The sequence below is a fragment of the Mesorhizobium sp. M0106 genome, assembly GCF_040322715.1.
Lineage (GTDB): Bacteria > Pseudomonadota > Alphaproteobacteria > Rhizobiales > Rhizobiaceae > Mesorhizobium.
The window spans coordinates 91,729-108,889 of sequence record NZ_JAMYUA010000002.1; the positions used below are offsets into that span (position 1 = coordinate 91,729).

The following is a 17,161-nucleotide window of genomic DNA, read 5'->3' on the forward strand; positions in this document are numbered from 1 at the left end:
GAGCCGCACGAAAAATCGCTTGCCCGAACGCCCGGGAGATCGTCGGGTGCAAGGGTACCGAAATTCAGGATCCGCGGGGGCGGATGCCGGTGTCGAAGAACCCGGCACAAAGGGGCTCGTCGGTGCGGTGCGGGATACCGATCCCGAGATCTGCACCGACGAGATCTTCGCGTTGCCTCCATTCCTCCGTCCGATTGTCATCGCTGGCCAGCCGTGACATGCGTGGAAAATTGACCCAATGTTGGACGAGATCGTGACTGTCGAAGACCGCATCCGTGCGCTGCCTTGCTGGACCGGCAGCATCGACATCGCGCCGCTGCCGGGCGGGCTGAGCAATGCCAATTATCTGGTCAAGGACGCGGCCGGGCGGCACGTCGTGCGGCTCGGCCAGGACTATCCGTTCCACCATGTCTTTCGCGAGCGCGAGATGATGACGGCGCGGGCAGCGCACGCGGCAGGCTTCGCTCCGGCCGTCCACTTCACTGGACCCGGCGTCATGGTGACGGAGTATCTCGGCGCCAAGGCCTATGTCGCGCAGGACGTGCGCGCCGATCTCGGCCGCGTTGCCGCGTTGCTGCGCGGTTTCCACCGGGAGATGCCCGGTCATGTCTCCGGCGCCGGCTTCATGTTCTGGGTATTCCATGTCATTCGCGACTATGCGCGCACGCTGGAGGAAGGCCGCAGCCGCAAGTTGGGCGAACTGCCGCGCCTGCTGACGCTGGCGGACGAGCTCGAGCGCGCGCAAAAGCTGCTGCCGATCGTCTTCGGCCATAATGACCTCTTGCCGGCTAACATAATCGATGACGGTCACAGGCTGTGGCTCATCGATTTCGAATATGCAGGCTTCAACACCGCGATGTTCGACCTTGCCGGCGCGGCGTCGAATGCAGGCATGAGCGACGAGGAGTCCTTCGCCTTCCTGACCGCCTATTTCATGAAGGAGCCGGACCCGGCGATACGGCGCTCGCACGCCGCCATGCAATGCGCGTCGCTGCTGCGTGAGGCGATGTGGGGCATGGTTTCCGAGCTTTACCTCGACGCGCCCGGTGTCGACTACGCCGCCTACGCTGACGAAAACCTGGCGCGGCTCGAAGCCGCCCTGGAAAACTACAAGACAAAATACGGGACGCGGACATGACCTTGCCCGCCCAGGCCGGGATCGTCGTCATCGGCGGTGGCATCATCGGCTGTTCGACGGCCTATCATCTGGCGCGCGACCACAAGGCCGAAATCGTGCTGCTCGAACAGGGCAAACTGACCTCGGGTTCGACCTGGCATGCTGCCGGGCTGGTCGGCCAGCTGCGCTCGTCGGCGTCGATCACGCGCGTGCTCAAATATTCCGTCGATCTCTACAAGGGGCTGGAAGCCGAAACCGGCCTCGCCACCGGCTGGAAGATGACTGGCTGCCTGCGCCTCGCCACCAATGCCGACCGCTGGACCGAGTATAAGCGGCTGGCAACGACGGCTAAGAGCTTCGGCATGGACATGCATCTGCTGTCGCCGGCCGAGGTCAAGGAAATGTGGCCGCTGCTGGAAACCGGCGACCTCGTCGGCGCGTCCTGGCTGCCGACCGACGGTCAGGCAAGCCCTTCCGACATCACCCAGTCGCTGGCCAAGGGTGCGCGCATGCATGGCGCAAAATTGTTCGAGGAGGTGCGGGTCACCGGCTTCGAAATGAGAGACGGCCGGATCACCGCGGTAAAGACCAGCAAGGGCGATATCGCCTGCGACAAGGTAGTGAACTGCGCCGGGCAATGGGCGCGGCAGGTGGGTGCGCTCGCCGGCATAAACGTGCCGCTGCAGCCGGTGAAGCACCAGTACATCATCACCGAAAAGATCGATGGCCTGCCGACCGACGCGCCGACAATTCGCGACCCCGATCGCCGCACTTATTTCAAGGAGGAGGTCGGCGGGTTGGTGATGGGCGGTTACGAGCCGAACCCGCAGGCGTGGACGACCGGTCTGCCGGGCGGCGATGTGCCGGACGATTGGGAGTTCCGGCTGTTCGACGATGATTACGATCATTTCGAGCAGCATATGAGCCAGGCGATCGAGCGTGTCCCGGCGCTCGCCAATGCCGGCGTCAAGCAGATGATCAACGGGCCGGAGAGCTTTACGCCGGATGGCAATTTCATCCTCGGTGTGGCGCCGGACTGCGCCAATATGTTCGTCGGCGCCGGCTTCAATGCCTTCGGCATCGCGTCCGGCGGCGGCGCCGGCTGGGTGCTGGCGCAATGGGTCGTCGACGGCGAGGCGCCGCTCGATCTGTGGGTGGTCGACATCCGCCGCTTCTCCGATCTCCACCGCGACCGGCAATGGGTCCGCGACCGCACGCTGGAAGCCTATGGCAAGCACTACACGATCGGCTTCCCGCATGAGGAATATGTCAGCGGCCGGCCGCGCATCGTCTCGCCTTTGTACGAGCGGCTGCAAAAACATCGCGCCGTGTTCGGCTCGAAACTTGGCTGGGAGCGGCCGAACTGGTTCGCGCCGGAAGGCATCGAGCCGAAGGACGTCTATTCGATGGGCCGGCAGAACTGGTTCCCGGCGGTTGGCGACGAGCACCGCCACGTGCGCGAAAAGATCGGTATTTTCGACCAGTCGTCTTTCGCCAAATACGAAATGACCGGAGCCGACGCGCTGAAGGCGCTGGACTGGATCTGCGCCAACGACGTCGCCAAGCCGGTCGGCCGGCTGACCTACACGCAGCTCCTCAATACGCGCGGCGGCATCGAGGCCGATTTGACCGTGGCGAGGCTCGGTGAGGAAAAATTCTACGTGGTCACCGGCACCGGTTTCCGCACGCATGATTTCTCCTGGATTGCCGATCATATCGGCCGGGAGTTCGACGTGACGCTGACCGACGTCACCGAGGATTTCGGCACATTGTCGCTGATGGGGCCGCGCGCCCGTGACGTGCTGTCAGCGGTGACCGATGCCGACGTCTCGAATGCCGCCGTTCCATTCGGCCATGTTCGCGAGATCGCCATTGCCGGTCATGCCATCCGGGCACTGCGCGTCACCTATGTCGGCGAACTCGGCTGGGAACTGCATGCGCCGATCGCGGCGACGGGCGAGGTTTTCGACGCGCTGATGACGGCGGGCGCTGTCCACGACATTCGCCCGGTCGGCTATCGGGCGCTGGAATCGCTGCGGCTGGAAAAGGGCTACCGCGCCTGGGGCGCCGACATCACGCCCAACGACACGCCGCAGGAGGCCGGCCTCGGCTGGGCGGTGAAGCTCAGGAAGAACACCGATTTCCTCGGCCGGCGGGCTCTGGAAAAGCTCGACGGCGCGGCGCTCGGGAAACGCTTTGCCGGCTTCACTGTCGATGATCCGGACGTCGTGCTGCTCGGGCGCGAGACCATCCTGCGCAACGGCGAGGCGGTCGGTTATCTCACCAGCGGCGGCTATGGCTACACCATCGGCAAGAACATCGGCTACGGCTATGTGCGCAATGCCGATGGCGTCAACGATGATTTCCTCACTTCCGGCAACTACGAGCTGGTGGTGGCAATGGAACGGACGCCGGCTAAGATACACCTCGAGCCGCTTTACGATCCGGCAGGAGCAAAGGTGAAGGCGTAGAGCCTTTCGGTTTCAGCCTCAGTTCACGATGAGCACCAGCCCCCGGCTCGGCACGGTATCGGCCTCGCCTGGCATCGAAACATAGGACGGCGTCTCTTCGGCGCGCGTGACGGTGCCTTGCGCCTCGAGATCGGCGATCCGCGCGGCAAACCCGGCATCCCACAGCGTGTTCTTCACTGTCAGCACGATCACCCCGCCCGGCCGGCAGATGCGGATCAGCTCGTCCAGACCCTCGGCCCCGACATGGCCGGACGTGAAGACGCCGGCTGAGATGATCCCGGCATAGGCGTCGTCCACGAAGGGCAGCGGTCCGCCAAGCGCCAGGCAGTGCAGCGCCGAATAGACGCCCTTGCGCGCGGCTTGCGCCAGCATGCCTTCCGAGATGTCGAGCGCCTCGACCTGCGGATAACCGGTAATGGCAAGCCATTCGCCGATGAGCCCGGTGCCGGCGCCGGCATCGAGCAGAGGAGCGGCGCCGCGCGGCAGATGGCGGGCCAGCAAGGCAAGGCAGATGGTGGGATGGCGATAGCCAGCCGCCGACATGTCGGCGTCATAGGTGCCTGCCCAACTGTCGTAGAGCGCCGCGACGTCTTCCGGCCGCTTCGCCGCATAGGCTGCGGCGAGTGCGCTCTGCTGATTGCTGTCCGTCATCGCTTTCCGTCGCCTGGTATCGATCCGCAACGCGATCATAGCCAAACGGCGAAAACTGTGGAACCGTCGTCGTCCCAATAACACGGGGAAAGGAGCGAAATCCATGGCGGACGACCGGGCGCGCGCCGCACTTGCGGCCATTCCGATGCTGGCCGGCTATGACGGCCCTCTGGAACGGCTCGGCGGTCTCACCAACCTCGTCTTCAGGGGTAAGGATTTCTGCCTGCGTATCCCCGGCAAGGGCACCGAGGAATACATCAACCGCGCCAACGAGGCAGTGGCGGCGCGGGAAGCGGCGAAGGCCGGCGTCAGTCCCGAAGTGCTGCATGTCGATGCCGAGACCGGCGTGTTGGTGACCCGCTTCGTTGCCGGTGCCGAGACGATGTCACCGGAAAAGTTCAAGACTCGGCCGGGCAGCCCGGCACGCGCCGGCAAGGCCTTTCGCAAACTGCACACATCCGGCGCGGTGTTCCCCTTCCGCTTCGAGCTGTTTGCGATGATCGACGATTATCTGAAAGTGCTGTCAACCAAGGACGTCGCCCTGCCTGCCGGCTACCACGATGTGGTCCGCGAGGCGGAGGCAGTGCGCTCAGCACTTGCGGCTCAACCTCTGCCGATCGTCGCCTGCCACTGCGACCCGCTCTGCGAAAACTTTCTCGATACGGGCGACAGGATGTGGATCGTCGACTGGGAATATTCCGGCATGAACGATCCGCTCTGGGATCTCGGCGACCTCAGCGTGGAAGGGCAATTCGACGCCGCGCAGGACGAGGAGATGATGCTGGCCTATTTCGGCGGCGAGCCGAGACCGGCGGAGCGCGCCCGCATCGTCATCTACTAGGCGATGTGCGACCTGCTGTGGACGCTGTGGGGACTGATCCAGCTTGCCAACAAAAATCCGGCCGACGACTTTCGCGCCTATGCCGACGGCCGGTTTGCGCGCTGCAAGGCACTGATGGAGATGCCGGAATTTTCGCGGCATCTCGCAGTGGTGCGCCGGGGTTAATTCACACCCTTCGGAACGTTTTCGGGCGGTACCGTGTCGACCACCTTCTGGCGGTGGAAGATGAACAGGCCGGCCAGCACGACGATGGCCGAGCCGATCAGGATGCGCGGCCCAGGCACATCGCCGAAGAAGGCCAATCCGAAGACCACTGCCCACAAAAGCAGGCTGTAATGCAGCGGCGCCAAGGTCGAGGCAGGGGCAAGCTTCAACGCCCGGGTGATCATCAGGTGCGCGCCGCAGGAGACGACGCCGAGAAGCAGCATGGCGCCGAAATCGAGCGATGACGGCGTCTTCCAACTGCCTATGGTCAACGCAGCGCCGACCAGCAGCGTGCCGATGGTTTGCCAGGTGACCAGCGAGGTGTCGCTGGTGCCGCGCAGCCGCCGATTGAGGATGATGGCGAAGGCAAAGGAAATGCTGCCGGCGAGCGCGAACATCGACGACAGCGAGAACGCGGCCGAGGACGGCTTCAGCATGATCAGCACGCCGCAGAAACCGACCAGGATAGCCGCCCAGCGGCGCCAGCCGACCCTTTCGCCGAGCAGGAAGTGCGACAGCGCCGCGACATAGATCGGCCCGGCCATGTAAAAGCTCATCACATCGGCGAGCGGCAGATAGACGACCGCCGCGTAGAACAGCGCCGTGTCGAGCGTCGTCATCACCACGCGCAGCAGCTGCAGCTCCGGCCGCTCCATGCGAAACAGCTTGGCCGGGCCCTGATGTGCAATCATCGGCCCGAGTATGAAAAAGGCGCCGATCGAGCGGATCAGCACGACCTGGCCGACGGAAAAACTGGCGACCAGCCACTTGCCCATCGCATCGTTCAACGCAAACAAGAAATCGCCGGCGAGCATCAGCAGGATGCCCGCCAGCAGCACGTTCATGATCGTTGAGTACTGGGCTGCGGGCCGCGCCATGCCGTTACCGGTTCCTCGCCGTGGGGGTACGGTGACCCGCGTCGTAGTCGCAAGCTGCGGCCATGACGAGGCGAAAATCGAGAATTCGGTAAGACCAGCGCCGGAAATCGGCTGGACTAATGCATGTCGCGCAAAAGTGTGCAGCGGTTTTGCGATAACGACACGCTTAAAAACAAGACCTTAAAGCGCGTCGCGTGGGTCCGTTCAAACGCGACGCGCTTTAAGCGTGGCGCCGGTTCACCGTGCCCGGCCTTCCGGCGATCGAAAGCCGCGTGTCCTGCCGGCTCCGCTCGGCCACCACCTTGCCTCTGGCGATGACGCAGAGGCGCTCGGGGCGCAGCCGCAGCGCTTCGACCGGATTGCCGGCATCGAGAACGACCAGGCTGGCGCGCTTGCCGACGGCCAGGCCAAGGTGATCGAGGCCCATGATGGCTGCATTGACGTTGGTGACCATGTCGAAGCAGCGCGCCATCTCGGCCGGGCTCGACATCTGCGCGACATGCAGGCCCATGAAGGCGACGTCGAGCATGTCTGCGGTGCCCAGCGAATACCAGGGGTCGAGCACGCAATCCTGGCCCCAGCCGACGCGGATGCCTTGCGCCAGCATCTCCTTGACCCGCGTCAGTCCGCGGCGCTTGGGAAAGGTGTCGTGGCGGCCCTGCAGCATGATGTTGATCAGCGGATTGGGGATCGCCGAAACGCCGGCCTCGGCAATCAGCGGCAATAGCTTCGAAACGTAGTAATTATCCATCGAATGCATCGATGTCAGGTGCGAGCCGGCCACTCTGCCCTGCAACCCGAGCCGCTGCGTCTCATAGGCAAGCTGCTCGATGTGGCGCGACAGCGGATCGTCGGTCTCGTCGCAATGCAAGTCGACCATCAGGCCGCGCCTGGCCGCCATCTCGCAGAGTTCCGTCACCGAGCGCGTGCCGTCGGCCATTGTCCGCTCGAAATGCGGAATGCCGCCGACGACATCGACGCCCATGTCGAGCGCGCGGATGGTGTTTTGGCGCGCCGTCGGCGAGCGATAGAAGCCGTCCTGCGGAAAGGCGACCAGTTGCAGGTCGATATAGGGGGCGACCGTCTTCTTCACCTCGAGCAGCGCTTCCACCGCCAGCAGGCGGTCGTCGCAAACATCGACATGGGTGCGGATGGCGAGCAGGCCCATCGACACCGCCCAGTCGCAATAGGCGAGCGCACGGTCGCGCACCGCTTCGTGGGTCAGAAGCGGCTTCAACTCGCCCCAAAGCGAGATGCCTTCGAGCAGCGTGCCCGAGACATTGATGCGCGGAATGCCGAGCGAAAGCGTGGCGTCCATATGGAAATGCGGATCGACGAAGGGCGGCGAGACCAGATTGCCATGGGCATCGATCGCCGTGCCGGCGCTGACGTTCAGCTCGGGCTCTATCGCTGCGATCGTTTCGCCGACGATGCCGATATCCGCGATCCTGCCGTCGGGCAGCGTCCCGCCGCGCACCACAAGGTCAAAATCCATCTAGCGCCACCTCGTTCAAAAAAGCCGTTTCTTTCCATGCAGCGTGCTGCCGCAAGGCGGAACCTTCAGGCGCGGCCCTTCCCTTCTTCCCTTGTGGAAGAAGGTGGCCGCGAAGCGGCCAGATGAGGGGTGTTCCAGCTTGGCGCCGGCGGCACTCCGTCCAGCACCCCTCAACCGTCTTGGCGTTGCGCGCCAATCCACCTTCTCCCACAAAGGGAGAAGGAAAAGCCTCTATTCCGGCACGTACCGCACCGCCCCCTTGGCGGCACTTGTCGCCATCGCCGCATAGGCGCGCAAGGCCGTCGTCACCTTGCGCTTGCGCTTTTCTTCGGGCTTCCAGGCAGCCGTTCCCCTGGCCTCCATCGCGGCACGACGGGCGATGAGTTCGGCGTCGTCGACAGCAAGCCTGATGGTGCGGTTGGGGATATCGATCTCGATCGTGTCGCCTTCCCTGACCAGCCCGATCAGACCGCCTTCCGCGGCTTCCGGCGAGACATGGCCGATCGACAGGCCGGAGGTGCCGCCGGAAAAACGACCGTCGGTGATCAGTGCGCAGGCTTTGCCGAGGCCTTTCGATTTCAAATAGCTGGTCGGGTAGAGCATTTCCTGCATGCCGGGTCCGCCGCGTGGCCCTTCATAGCGGATGACGACGACATCGCCGGCCTGGATCTTGTTCGACAGGATCGCCTTGACGCTGGCGTCCTGGCTTTCGAACACTCTTGCCGGACCGGTGAATTTCAGGATCGATTCATCGACGCCCGCCGTCTTCACGATGCAGCCATCGATTGCCAGATTGCCTTTCAGCACGGCAAGGCCGCCATCCCTGGAGAAAGGATGTTCGGCCGAGCGGATGACGCCCTTCTCGCGGTCGAGATCGAGATCGTCCCAGCGGCGGTCTTGGCTGAACGCGACTTGCGTCGGCACGCCGCCGGGTGCCGCCAGGAAGAAATCCCGGACATTCTGGCTGGTGGTGCGCGAAATGTCCCAATGATCGAGCGCTTCGCCGAGGCTTGCGGTGTGCACCGTCGGCAGGTCGCGGTTGATCAGCCCGGCGCTATCCAACTGGCCGAGGATGGCCATGATGCCGCCGGCGCGATGGACATCCTCCATGTGGACGTCAGCCTTGGCCGGAGCCACCTTGCACAGCACCGGCACCCGCCGCGACAGCCGGTCGATGTCCTCCATGGTGAAGTCGACCTCGCCCTCATGTGCCGCGGCGAGGATGTGCAGGACCGTGTTGGTCGAGCCGCCCATGGCGATGTCGAGCGTCATGGCGTTCTCGAAGGCGCCCTTCGAGGCGATGCTGCGCGGCATCGCGGTGTCGTCGTCCTGCTCGTAATAGCGCTGGGCAAGATCGACGATCAGGTGGCCGGCCTCGACGAACAGGCGCTTGCGGTCGGCATGCGTCGCCAGCGTCGAGCCGTTGCCGGGCAGCGAGAGGCCGAGCGCCTCGGTCAGGCAGTTCATCGAATTGGCGGTGAACATGCCGGAGCAGGAGCCACAGGTCGGACAGGCCGATCGCTCGATGATCCTGACGTCCTCGTCGGACACCTTGTCGTCGGCGGCCGCGACCATTGCGTCGACCAGATCAAGCGCCTGGCTCTTGCCGGCGAGCACCACCTTGCCGGCCTCCATCGGCCCGCCGGAGACGAAGACGGTCGGGATGTTGAGGCGCAGCGACGCCATCAGCATGCCGGGCGTGATCTTGTCGCAATTCGAGATGCAGACCATCGCGTCGGCGCAGTGCGCGTTGACCATGTATTCGACCGAGTCGGCGATCAATTCGCGCGACGGCAGCGAATAGAGCATGCCGTCATGGCCCATGGCGATGCCGTCATCGACGGCAATGGTGTTGAACTCCTTGGCAACGCCGCCGGCTTTTTCGATCTCGCGGGCAACCAGCTGGCCGAGATCCTTCAAATGGACATGGCCCGGCACGAATTGGGTGAAGGAATTGACCACGGCAATGATCGGCTTGCCGAAATCCGAGTCCTTCATGCCGGTAGCGCGCCACAGGCCGCGGGCGCCGGCCATGTTGCGGCCATGGGTGGTGGTGCGGGAACGGTAGGCGGGCATTGAACTGTCCTTGCTGTCTGCGTCGCGCCCAAAGGTGCGGAAAACCGGAATTGAGCCGCAGGCCTTATAGACGGCACACTCTGGTCTGGCCACAATTTTGCGCTGCGCCAGGGTGCGGAACGAGCGGCCGGCCAAAGACGCAGCCGGCCCAGACCGTAAAAAAGTCAGAGGTGCTGTCGGGTCGGGTTTCGTTCGAGCGTCCTTGGGCAGACGGCGGACCGGGCATCAATTGCCAGCCGGCCGTTTTGCGAGCGAAACAAGCCAAAACCAGCCCGAGGAGCAAGCGAATGCAAAAGATCACCCCCTGCCTGTGGTTCGACGACCAGGCCCAGGAGGCCATGAACCATTATGTCTCCATCTTCAAGAATTCGAAGGTGCTGAGCGTGATGCGCTGGCCCAAGGGCAGCGGCGATAATGAGGGCAAGGTGCTGATGGTCTCATTCGAGCTCGACGGCGTTCAGTTCCAGGCGCTCAACGGCGGCCCGCAATTCAAGTTCACCCAGGCAGTCTCGCTCTCCATCGACTGCAAGACGCAGGAAGAGGTCGACTATTTCTGGGACAGGCTCATCGCGGGCGGTGGCCAGCCCAGCCAGTGCAGCTGGCTGAAGGACAAATTCGGCCTCTCCTGGCAGGTCGTTCCCGAACAGCTGCCCAGGCTGCTGCTGGACCCCGACAAGGAAAAGGCCAGCCGCGTGATGCAGGCGATGATGCAGATGAGCAAGATCGACATCGCCAAGATCGAAGAGGCGGCCAAGGGGTGAATGGAACGCGATCTTGCCTTCTCCCCCCTGTGGGAGAAGGTGGATCGGCGCGAAGCGCCGAGACGGTTGAGGGGTGTGGGACGGAATGAGACGTTGGTGTTTTCTGGAACACCCCTCATCCGTCGCCTTCGGCGACACCTTCTCCCACAAGGGGAGAAGGGAAAACCAACAGCTCAAGCCGCCCTGTCGCGGACCTGATAATCCTTGACCGCGGTGAAGCGGATCGCCTTCCAGCGCTCGGCCTCGTAGTTGAGCGAGAAGGCGTGCTGGGCGAGGAACACCGGATCGTTGTCGAGGTCGCGGGCAATGTCGCCGCGATGCGCCTCGATGAAGCGCTGGAGCTCGGCCTTGTCGTCGGCCGATATCCAGCGGCAGACGGAAAAGCGCGACATCTCGAAATCGACCGGCAGTGTGTATTCGAAGTTTAGCCGCTCCTTCAAGACGTCGAGCTGCAGGGCGCCGACGACGCCGACGATGGCTGGCGAGCCGTCCTCCGGCGAGAACAATTGCACGACGCCTTCCTCGGCCATCTGGTGCAGCGCTTCCTTGAGCTTCTTGGCTTTCATGGCATCGCCGAGGCGAACGCGGCGCAGGATTTCAGGCGCGAAATTCGGCACACCGCGAAACAGGATCTCCTCGCCTTCGGTCAGCGTGTCGCCGATGCGCAGCGTGCCGTGGTTGGGGATGCCGACGACATCGCCGGCGAACGCCTCGTCGGCCGTGACGCGGGTGCGGGCGAAGAAGAATTGCGGTGCCGACAGGCTCATCAGTTTTCCCGTGCGCACCAGCTTGGCCTTCATGCCGCGCTCGAGCTTGCCGGAGCAGACGCGGACGAAAGCGATGCGGTCGCGATGGTTGGGGTCCATATTGGCCTGGATCTTGAAGACGAAGGAGGTCATCTTGTCCTCGGTCGCCTCGACCTTGCGGCTGTCGGCCTCCTGCGCGCGCGGCGGCGGCCCGTAGGCGCCGAGCGCCTCGATCAGGTCGCGCACGCCGTAATTGCGCAGCGCCGAGCCGAAATAGACCGGCGTCAAATGGCCCTCGCGGAAGGCATCGAGGTCGAGCGGGCGACAGGCCGCGCGCGCCAGCTCCAGCTCCTCGATGAAGGCCTCGCGCTCGTTCTCCGGCAACAGGCCGGCGACGCGGTTGGAATCGGGTCCATTGACCGGCGTGCGCTCCTTTTCGGCGTCGCCCTTGCGCACCGCGTTCAGCGCTAGATGGTAGGTCCCGGAAAAGGTCTTGCCGCGGCCGATCGGCCAGGTGATCGGCGCTGTATCCAGTGCCAGCTTCTGCTCGATCTCGTCGAGGATGTCGAATGGGTCTCGGCTTTCGCGGTCCATTTTGTTGACGAAGGTGATGATCGGGATGTCGCGCAGCCGGCAGACCTCGAACAGTTTCAGCGTGCGCGGCTCGATGCCCTTGGCGGCGTCGATCACCATGACCGCGCTGTCGACCGCCGACAGCGTGCGATAGGTGTCGTCGGCGAAATCCTCGTGGCCGGGCGTGTCGAGCAGGTTGAAGACGGTGTCCTCGTATTCGAAGGTCATCACCGAGGTGACCACCGAAATGCCGCGCTCGCGTTCGATCTTCATCCAGTCCGAGCGGGTCTGGATGCGGTCCTTCTTGGCCTTGACCTCGCCGGCAAGCTGGATGGCGCCGCCGAACAAAAGCAGTTTTTCGGTCAGCGTCGTCTTGCCGGCGTCGGGGTGGGCAATGATCGCGAAAGTGCGGCGGCGCGATACCGCTTGTTCGATGTCTTCAGCCAATTTCATGGAATCCTGTCTGTGGCGCGGGCTTCTAGCAGCGCTTTTCCGGCCTGTCGAACGGAAACACCGCTGATATCCCGGCAGCAGGTTCAGTCTCTGACGATAGCCGCCTGCGTGACCGAGCCAGCGTCATCCAGGCGCATAACCAGCCATTCAGAATCGATCGAAAAAAATCCTCTTTCCGAACCAAGAATATAAACCAGACTCCATTTCTCGAAATAGTCCGTCTTCGGCGGCTCGCCGAGCATGGCAACAACTTCTGCCCGCGATTTCCCAACCAACGCCCCGGTCAGCACCAAACCGTCAGCAATGCGATGGGCTTATGCAAAGGATCCAGCCAGTTGTCGTCCTGCCACCAAGATCGAACGATCGGCAGCGGGCCGAAGAAGACGGCATAGACAATGGCGGCTCCGGCTGCAGCAAAAACCAGCCCTTTTATCCAGCGGCGCAAATGACCCTCATGTGATTGAGCTGAACGTTTCCAGTGAGGCGATCGTCATCGACCCGCTTCGAGAGCGGTCCCGGCAACGCTCTTGGCAAGTCTGTAGCATGGTGGCAATGAGGGCAAGAAGTCCTGGGCGTTTGAAGGTACACGGCCGCGAGCAAGAACATCATCGTCATTGGATCCGGCATCATTGGCGCCTCCATCGCTTGGCACCGGGAGAGCTAAGCTGTCGACCTCTCCGGCTGCCGCAGCCGCCGGTTCACATCCCGACCTCAGGCCGATTCGGTCGCTCGGCTCTCGAAGGCCACCTCCGGAATCCACTCGGCAATTGCGGCGCCGATCCTGTCGGCATGGTCCTCCTGCAGATAATGCGCGCCGGGTCCGAGATCGATCAACCGGCAGTTCTTCAGGCCGGCCGCGAATTCCCGTGCCGCCTGCGGCGAAACGAGGGCCCCCGGATCGCCTGAGAAAAGCAGCTTCGGGTAGGAGGAGAGCCGGAGCGCCCGATGGTCGTGCTCGCTGATGGCAGCGACATCGGCGGGCTGGCCTTCAATCGGCAGGTCGCGCGGCAGCCGCAGGATCGGCTTGCGCGATTGCGGCGTCGGGAACGGTGCCCGGTAGGAGGCTATTTCCTCATCGCTCATCGTGCGCAGCACCGCAGCCGGCAGCACCTTTTCGACGAAGACGTTGTCTTCCAGGACAAGCTTCTCACCGACGCCAGGCGTGCGCATTGCCTTGAACAATTCGCGCGCCTGCGGACGCTGGTGAAAATCGTCCCAACTCTCGAAGGGGCGGATGAATTCCATGAAGGCGAGGCCGAGGATCCGCTGCGGCCGCCGGGCCGCGAGATGGAAGGCGAGCGCGGTGCCCCAGTCCTGCGCGACGACCACCACGTCGGTGATGCCAAGCGTCTCGATGAAGGCGTCGAGATAGCGGACGTGGTCGAAGAAGCGATAGTCGATGTCCGGCTTGCCGGATTGGCCATAGCCGATCAGGTCGGGCGCAATGCAGCGGCCGAACGGCGCCACATGCGGGATGATGTCGCGCCAGATGTAGGACGACGTCGGGTTGCCGTGCAGGAAGAGCACCGTCGGACCGGCAGTACCTGCCTCGACATAGGAGATGGTGGAATCGAGTACCGCGACTTGCGAGCGCGGCACCGTTGTGCGGGATTGCTGCTTTTCGAGTTTCGGGTTCATCGGATCAGCTCCTTTTTGCGAAGACTGTTTTGAGGACGATATTCTTGAAACGCTCGAGCGGTTCGGGACTGCGCTCCACCTTCATGCGCAGCATCGCGCCTTGCCAGGAACTCAACAGGAAATCGGCGAGGTCCTCGGCATCGAACGCGTCGGTGATGTCGCCAGCCGCCTGGCCCTCGGCGATGCATTCGGCAAAGGGCTTACGCCAGCGTTCGAAAATGGCGACGAGTTGCAGCCTCAGCGCCTCACTGTGAGCCGCCGTCTCGAGGCTGAGATTGCCGATCATGCAGCCCCGTGCCCAATCATGCGCCTCCAGCTTCGACGTGATGATTTCGAGATAGCGGCGCAAGCGCCCGACCGGGGGCGTGCCGTCCCGAGCAAGGGCCTGCTCCGCCAAACCGCTAACATAGGCGAAATAGCGGTCCAGCACCTCGCCGGTGAACGCCTCCTTGGATGCAAAATGATTGGTGAAGGACCCCGGACGGGCATCGGCCGCGGCGACGATGTCGCGTACGCCGGCGGCCGAATAGCCGGAACTCCAGATGGTTTTGAAACCGGCGTCGAGAAGTTTTTCGCGAAGTGAATGTCTAGCCATCGCGGTATAATACGTACGTACGTATTTAAAATCAAGAGGCATATTTGGTACCGCGCGCTCTTGGCAGAACCCACGGGCGATGGCATCGCAGTGGTGGCGTTGGAACGAGGAGTGAAGCATGACAGCGGCGAAACAAGTCATCGTCATCGGCGCCGGCATCATCGGCGCCTCCATCGCCTGGCACCTGACCAGGGCCGGAGCAAAGGTGACGGTCGTTGCCGGCAGCGGCGCCGGCGGCGTCGCGACACCGAATTCCTTTGCCTGGATCAATGCCAGCTGGGGCAATCCGGAGGTCTATTTCCGCCTGCGCATTCGGTCGATGGCCGAATGGACGCGATTGGCGAACGAGGTGCCCGGCATCCCGTTGCAATGGCGCGGTGGCCTATGCTGGGACCTGCCACGTCCCGAACTTGAGGCCTATGCGGCCGAGCACTCCGCATGGGGCTACGGCATCGAGCGTGTCGACCGTGCCGGAGCGGCGCGCATCGAGCCCAATCTGGCCGAGCTTCCCGATTTCGCCCTTTATGTCGCCGAGGAAGGCTTTGCCGAGCCGGTCGCCGCCACGCAAGCACTGCTGGCCGATGCCGAACGGCGCGGCGCGCGAATTGTAGCCGGGACGACCGTCACCGCTCTGGTGCAAGCCAACGGCAGGATTGCCGGCGTCGATACATCCGGCGGGCGGATTGCTGCCGACGAGGTGGTGATCGCGGCCGGAGCCGGCTCTCCGGCACTAGCTGCAACAGCCGGGATAGAACTGCCGATCGAGACACCACCCGGCCTGATCGTGCATTCGCGGCCGTACCAAAAGCTGCTCAACGGCCTGGTGATCGGCGACCGCCTGCACATGCGCCAGACGGCGGAGGGACGCATCATCGCCGGCTCGGATTTCGGCGGCGCCGATCCGGGCATGGATGCCGCAGCCACCGCCCGCAACCTGTTTGCGGCGATGAAGGCCATGCTGCGCGGCGCGGACGGGCTGGAACTCGATTTCCACACCGTCGGCTATCGGCCCACGCCGGTCGATGGCTTTCCGATCACTGGCCGCGCCGAAGGCACGAGCGGCGTCTACGTCGCGGTCATGCATTCCGGCATCACGCTGGCACCGGCCGTCGGCCTGTTCGCCGCCCGCGAAATCCTCGACGGCGAGCGCGATCCTCTGCTTGATCCCTACGGGCTGGCGCGGTTTACTCAATAACCGGACGGGCGGCGAAAGCCGCCGGCTAGCGGCTCGATTGCCCTGGCGATCCCGAGCAGGCGCGACTCCGACCAGCGTTTGCCAACAATCTGTAGTCCGATGGGCAGGCCGTCGCGATCTTGTCCGCAGGGCAGCGACAGTGCCGGATGGCCGCTGTAGTTGAACACCGCGCCATAGGCCGGCAGCATCCAGTAGCTTTGCTCGCTACCGTCGACCCCGATCGGCGTTCCTGGCTCGCAATGCGGGAAGGCGGTGGCCATGGCGACCGGGCACAGCAAGGCGTCGCAGCCGTCGAAGAACCGTTCCCACGCCAGGATGGGGCGGTCGCGGCGGGCGAGCGCCTCGAACCAGCGCGAGACCGGTGTCGGCTTCTCCCGCGGTTCGGGCTGCGCCGACTCCAGCATCATGCCGATCAGCGCGCCGCCTTGCTCCAGATCGTCGTGCAGGTCGAGCTTCGGCAATTTGGCCTCCTCGACGATCGCGCCTGCCGACTGAAGCTCCTTTGCCAGGCTTTCGACCGCCGCGCTGATTTCGCCGGCCACCGGAAAGCCCGGAAAGGACGGCGCGACGGCAATCCGCAAATTTCTGAGATCCAGCTCCGGCATGGTTTCGACCGGTACCGGCGCAAGGTCGGTATCGCTTCCATCCGGCCCGGCAATGAGGCCGTAGATCAGTGCCAGGTCCTCGACGCTGCGCGCCATCGGTCCGAGGCAGGAGATCAGCCTCACGCTGCGCGGCGCCCCGCCTGGATCGGGGAAGGCGCCGGCGAGCGAGACGCGGTGCTCGGTCGGCTTGAGGCCGTAGACGCCGCAAAAGGCAGCGGGCAGCCGGATCGAATCCTGCATGTCGGTGCCGACCTCGAACGGCGTCATACCGGTGCTGAGTGCCGCCGCCGCACCGCCGCTGGAGCCGCCGGCGGTGCGCTGGAGGTTCCAGGGGTTGCCGGTGCGGCCGAACAGCGGATTGTCAGACTGCCAGTCACCGAGCATTGTCGCCACGTTCGTCTTGCCCACCAGTATGCCGCCTGCCGCCTTCAGCCGGGCAACGACCGGACTGTCTGCCCGCGGGGCATAGTCGGCGAAAGCCGGGAAGCCGACAGTGGTTCTCATGCCCGCTGTTTCGTGCGTGTCCTTCAGTGTGAACGGCACGCCGTGTAGCGGCCCAAGGGCCTCGCCGCGCGCCTGGGCTTCGTCGGCCTTGCCGGCGCGTTGCCGCGCACCTTCCCGATCGAGGGTTACGACTGCGTTGACCGCCTCATTGTGCCTGTCGATCTGCGCCAGATGCGCATCCAGCGCTTCCACAGCGGAAATCTTGCGGTCGCGAATGGCGGCAGCCAATTCTGTCGTCCGGGAAAAGACAATATCCATCGTGGATGCTCCGGGCTATCGCGCCGCGATCCTCAAAATGGCGGATTGGCGCGTGGATGCAAGCCTGGCTCGGCATTCGACGATGGCGGCGCTTGATCGG

The 17,161-nt window shown here is 64.0% G+C and carries 14 protein-coding genes and 1 pseudogene; 5 read left to right on the forward strand and 10 right to left on the reverse strand.

Going from position 1 to position 17,161, the window contains the following annotated elements; translation table 11 throughout:
- Nucleotides 1-253 precede the first annotated feature (253 nt).
- Both NKJ55_RS02220 and NKJ55_RS02225 read left to right on the forward strand, forming a co-directional pair.
- Complete coding sequence (locus NKJ55_RS02220; protein ID WP_352448675.1) at nt 254-1,138, forward strand: phosphotransferase; 885 nt, start codon at nt 254-256, stop codon at nt 1,136-1,138.
- Nucleotides 1,135-3,588: a GcvT family protein gene (locus NKJ55_RS02225; RefSeq protein ID WP_352448484.1), complete on the forward strand. Its 2,454-nt coding sequence runs from the start codon at nt 1,135-1,137 to the stop codon at nt 3,586-3,588. The genes NKJ55_RS02220 and NKJ55_RS02225 overlap by 4 nt, the downstream gene beginning before the upstream one ends.
- An 18-nt stretch (nt 3,589-3,606) precedes the next feature.
- Here the strand turns inward: NKJ55_RS02225 and NKJ55_RS02230 are convergent, their stop codons facing one another.
- Nucleotides 3,607-4,239, reverse strand: coding sequence for a class I SAM-dependent DNA methyltransferase (locus NKJ55_RS02230; RefSeq protein WP_352448485.1), 633 nt, complete (start codon nt 4,237-4,239; stop codon nt 3,607-3,609).
- A gap of 103 nt (nt 4,240-4,342) precedes the next feature.
- Between NKJ55_RS02230 and NKJ55_RS02235 the strand changes: the two are divergent.
- Nucleotides 4,343-5,245 (forward strand): annotated as a pseudogene (locus NKJ55_RS02235) (phosphotransferase).
- Here the strand turns inward: NKJ55_RS02235 and NKJ55_RS02240 are convergent.
- The 3 genes from NKJ55_RS02240 to ilvD all read right to left on the reverse strand — a co-directional run bounded on the left by NKJ55_RS02240 (nt 5,242) and on the right by ilvD (nt 9,733).
- Nucleotides 5,242-6,162 (reverse strand): DMT family transporter, encoded by a 921-nt coding sequence (locus NKJ55_RS02240; RefSeq protein ID WP_352448486.1) that lies wholly within the window; start codon nt 6,160-6,162, stop codon nt 5,242-5,244. The pseudogene NKJ55_RS02235 and the gene NKJ55_RS02240 overlap by 4 nt on opposite strands.
- A 220-nt stretch (nt 6,163-6,382) precedes the next feature.
- Complete coding sequence (locus tag NKJ55_RS02245) at nt 6,383-7,657, reverse strand: amidohydrolase family protein (RefSeq protein WP_352448487.1); 1,275 nt, start codon at nt 7,655-7,657, stop codon at nt 6,383-6,385.
- 231 nt (nt 7,658-7,888) lie between these two features.
- Complete coding sequence (gene ilvD / locus NKJ55_RS02250; RefSeq protein WP_352448488.1) at nt 7,889-9,733, reverse strand: dihydroxy-acid dehydratase; 1,845 nt, start codon at nt 9,731-9,733, stop codon at nt 7,889-7,891.
- A 287-nt stretch (nt 9,734-10,020) separates the two neighbouring features.
- Here ilvD and NKJ55_RS02255 point away from each other — a divergent pair, with 287 nt between their 5' ends.
- Nucleotides 10,021-10,494 (forward strand): VOC family protein, encoded by a 474-nt coding sequence (locus NKJ55_RS02255; RefSeq protein ID WP_352448489.1) that lies wholly within the window; start codon nt 10,021-10,023, stop codon nt 10,492-10,494.
- 173 nt (nt 10,495-10,667) lie between these two features.
- On the opposite strand, the gene NKJ55_RS02260 is transcribed toward NKJ55_RS02255, so the two are convergent.
- From NKJ55_RS02260 to NKJ55_RS02280, 5 genes are all read right to left on the reverse strand, one after another.
- Nucleotides 10,668-12,260 carry a peptide chain release factor 3 gene (locus tag NKJ55_RS02260; RefSeq protein WP_352448490.1) on the reverse strand — a complete coding sequence of 531 codons (1,593 nt, stop codon included), beginning with the start codon at nt 12,258-12,260 and terminating at the stop codon, nt 10,668-10,670.
- A gap of 89 nt (nt 12,261-12,349) precedes the next feature.
- Entirely contained in the window at nt 12,350-12,556 is a 207-nt protein-coding gene (locus tag NKJ55_RS02265) for a hypothetical protein (protein WP_352448491.1), read from the reverse strand.
- Nucleotides 12,550-12,711, reverse strand: a complete 162-nt coding sequence (locus NKJ55_RS02270) for a hypothetical protein (protein ID WP_352448492.1) — start codon at nt 12,709-12,711, stop codon at nt 12,550-12,552. Before NKJ55_RS02270 ends, NKJ55_RS02265 begins: the two co-directional genes overlap by 7 nt.
- A gap of 266 nt (nt 12,712-12,977) precedes the next feature.
- A complete protein-coding gene (locus NKJ55_RS02275) occupies nt 12,978-13,904 on the reverse strand; it encodes a haloalkane dehalogenase (protein WP_352448493.1) in 927 nt (308 codons plus the stop codon).
- Between the two features lie 4 nt (nt 13,905-13,908).
- Nucleotides 13,909-14,499, reverse strand: a complete 591-nt coding sequence (locus NKJ55_RS02280; RefSeq protein ID WP_352448676.1) for a TetR/AcrR family transcriptional regulator — start codon at nt 14,497-14,499, stop codon at nt 13,909-13,911.
- Nucleotides 14,500-14,617: 118 nt separating this feature from the next.
- On the opposite strand from NKJ55_RS02280, the gene NKJ55_RS02285 reads away from it, so the two are divergent.
- The gene (locus NKJ55_RS02285; RefSeq protein ID WP_352448494.1) at nt 14,618-15,694 is read left to right on the forward strand and encodes an NAD(P)/FAD-dependent oxidoreductase; all 1,077 of its coding nucleotides are present in this window, start codon (nt 14,618-14,620) and stop codon (nt 15,692-15,694) included.
- On the opposite strand, the gene NKJ55_RS02290 is transcribed toward NKJ55_RS02285, so the two are convergent.
- Nucleotides 15,688-17,061 (reverse strand): amidase, encoded by a 1,374-nt coding sequence (locus NKJ55_RS02290; protein WP_352448495.1) that lies wholly within the window; start codon nt 17,059-17,061, stop codon nt 15,688-15,690. The two genes, NKJ55_RS02285 and NKJ55_RS02290, sit on opposite strands and share 7 nt — an antisense overlap.
- Nucleotides 17,062-17,161: the final 100 nt, after the last annotated feature.